The 3283-nt window shown below is 39.4% G+C and carries 2 protein-coding genes; both read left to right on the top strand.

The genetic code is table 11. The features are described 5' to 3' along the window. Positions 1-335 precede the first annotated feature (335 nt). Complete coding sequence (locus HT678_RS10385) at positions 336-2609, top strand: Xaa-Pro dipeptidyl-peptidase (RefSeq protein WP_054388265.1); 2274 nt, start codon at positions 336-338, stop codon at positions 2607-2609. A 16-nt stretch (positions 2610-2625) separates the two neighbouring features. Beyond that, entirely contained in the window at positions 2626-3096 is a 471-nt protein-coding gene (locus HT678_RS10380; protein WP_023934390.1) for an arginine repressor, read from the top strand. Positions 3097-3283 lie beyond the last annotated feature (187 nt).

Raw genomic sequence — 3283 nt, 5'->3', positions numbered from 1 at the left:
TTAAGTGATAAAGTCGGGATTATACCATTTTCACCTATAAAAGGCTTCTCTTGAGAAAAATTTCATCAGCTTACTAATTTACTTTCTATTCATTTGTATTTTTGTCATCGTTTTTATATTTATACTATATTATATATAAAAAATAGAAAACATACAATATAAATCTCCTAGAATTTTTATATTATACCCAATTATATCTATTATTACACTGTTCTCTATATTGAATTTAGCACTTTATTCATTTTTATTGGATTATTTCCTTTTGCAGTTAACAATTCCCTTTCTGCTTTTTTTTTGATATAATAACCTTAACTATCATTCTATATGGAGGTTCTATGCGTTTTAATCAATATAGTTATATCACTTTCCCAAAAGAAAATATCTTATCTGAACTAAAAAAATATGGCTTTGATTTACAAAATACAGCCAATCACAAAGACTCACTTGAAACCTTTTTACGTCGTTTCTTTTTCACTTATCAAGACACCAACTACCCACTTTCCATCCTAGCAGCTGATAAAAAAACAGACCTGCTGACATTTTGTCAATCAGAAGATGAACTGACAGCGGATATTTTTTATACTGTTGCTTTTCAACTTTTAGGCTTTTCTTATTTGGTTGACTTCGAAGACAGTGACGTTTTTCGTAAAGAAACTGGATTTCCTATTGTATACGGTGACTTGCTTGAAAATCTCTATCAGTTACTCAATACTCGCACCAAAAAAGGAAATACTCTTATCGACCAACTTGTCAGTGACGGTCTTATTCCAGAGGATAATGACTACCACTACTTTAACGGCAAGAGTTTGGCTACTTTTTCTAGCCATGATATCATTCGTGAAGTCGTTTACGTGGAGTCTCGTGTCGATACCGACCAAAAAGGTCTACCAGACTTAGTCAAGGTTAACATTATTCGTCCTCGTTATGAGGGCCAAATCCCTGCCATCATGACAGCCAGCCCTTATCATCAGGGAACCAATGACAAGGCTAGTGACAAGGCTCTCTACAAGATGGAGGGCAATCTCGAGGTTAAGCCTGCTCATAAGATTGAACTAGAGGAACCTCAACTCAATCTCGTCCAATCTCAAGGCCAAGCTGAGCTTGTGGCTGAAGCTGAGGAAAAGCTAACTCACATCAACTCTAGCTATACACTCAACGACTACTTCCTTCCACGAGGTTTTGCCAATCTCTATGTTTCAGGTGTTGGTACCAGAGACTCTACTGGTTTCATGACTAATGGCGACTACCAGCAAATCGAGGCTTATAAAAATGTCATTGATTGGCTTAATGGCCGTTGCCGTGCCTTTACCGATTATACGCGCCAGCGTCAAGTCAAAGCTGACTGGTCAAACGGAAAAGTAGCTACAACTGGACTTTCCTATCTAGGTACCATGTCAAACGGCCTTGCCACTACAGGTGTTGATGGTTTAGAAGTAATCATTGCTGAGGCTGGAATTTCTTCATGGTACAACTACTACCGAGAAAACGGTCTGGTGACTAGCCCAGGTGGCTATCCAGGTGAGGACTTTGACTCCCTTGCTGAACTAACCTACTCTCGTAATCTCTTGGCTGGCGACTATATCCGTGGCAATGAAGCTCACCAAGCTGACTTAGAAAAAGTAAAAGAGCAACTGGGTCGCAAGACTGGCGACTATAACCAGTTTTGGCATGATCGCAACTATCTGCTCAATGTCCATAATGTAAAAGCAGAGGTTGTTTTTACCCACGGTTCACAGGATTGGAATGTCAAACCACTTCATGTTTACCAGATGTTCCATGCTCTTCCTACTCATATACACAAGCATCTCTTTTTCCATAATGGTGCCCATGTTTACATGAACAACTGGCAGTCAATTGACTTCCGTGAATCCATAAATGCCTTATTGACCAAGAAATTACTAGGACAGGAAACAGATTTTCAGCTTCCGACCATTATCTGGCAGGACAATACCGCTCCTCAGACTTGGTTATCACTTGATACCTTTGGAGAGCAAGAGAACTTTGAAACCTTCTCACTTGGTCAAGAAGAGCAAGTTATTCAAAACCAGTACTCAGATAAGGATTTTGAGCGCTATGGTAAGACCTACCAAACCTTCAATACAGAACTCTATCAAGGGAAAGCTAATCAGATTACTATTGACCTTCCTGTGACCAAGGACATTCATTTAAACGGTCGCGCTCAGCTCAATCTTCATATCAAATCCAGCACAAACAAGGGGCTTTTATCTGCTCAATTACTGGAACTTGGTCAAAAGAAATACTTACAGCCTTATCCAGCTGTTTTAAGTGCTAGAACCATTGACAACGGTCGCTATCATATGCTGGAAAATCTCTGTGAACTGCCATTTAGACCAGATGCACAACGAGTCGTGACAAAAGGTTACCTTAATTTACAAAATAGAAATGATTTACTGTTAGTAGAGGATATTACTGCAGATGAATGGATGGATGTGCAATTTGAACTGCAACCAACTATTTACAATCTAAAAGAAGGAGATACTCTTCGTTTAGTCCTCTATACGACTGACTTTGAAATCACCATCCGTGACAATACCGACTACTACTTGACTGTCGACCTCGCTCAGTCCACGCTTACCATACCTTGCTAAAAGGAGTTACATTATTATGAATAAATCAGAGCACCGCCACCAACTCATACGCGCTCTTGTTGCAAAAAACAAGATTCATACACAGGCTGAATTGCAGTCCCTTCTTGCTGAGAACGACATTCAAGTGACCCAGGCAACCCTCTCACGCGACATCAAAAATATGAACCTATCAAAAGTCCGCGAAGAAGATAGCGCTTATTATGTTCTTAACAATGGTTCCATCTCAAAATGGGAAAAACGTCTCGAACTCTACATGGAAGACGCCCTTGTCTTGATGCGCCCAGTTCAACACCAAGTCCTACTAAAAACCCTTCCTGGACTGGCTCAATCCTTTGGTTCTATCATTGATGCTTTGAGCTTCCCTGACGCTATCGCTACCCTTTGTGGTGATGATGTCTGTCTTATCATCTGTGAAGATGCAGATGCTGCTCAAAAGTGCTTTGAAGAACTGAAAAAATTCGCCCCACCATTTTTCTTTGAAGAATAATAAATGACTACAACTAACAATTATGCTTCAAAAAACCTGGTAGAAAGTCTTTAACATCAGAAAACGCATAATATCAAGTGTTTAAAACCCTTGATATTATGCGTTTTGCTTTATCCTAGGAAGATTTATACTCTTCAAAAATCTCTTCAATCCGCATTAACATCGCCTTGCCGTAGGTATGGTTACT

Source organism: Streptococcus sp. 3167 (genome assembly GCF_013277175.1).
Taxonomy (GTDB): Bacteria; Bacillota; Bacilli; order Lactobacillales; family Streptococcaceae; genus Streptococcus; species Streptococcus pseudopneumoniae.
This window is presented reverse-complemented; position numbering and strand designations above follow the sequence as displayed.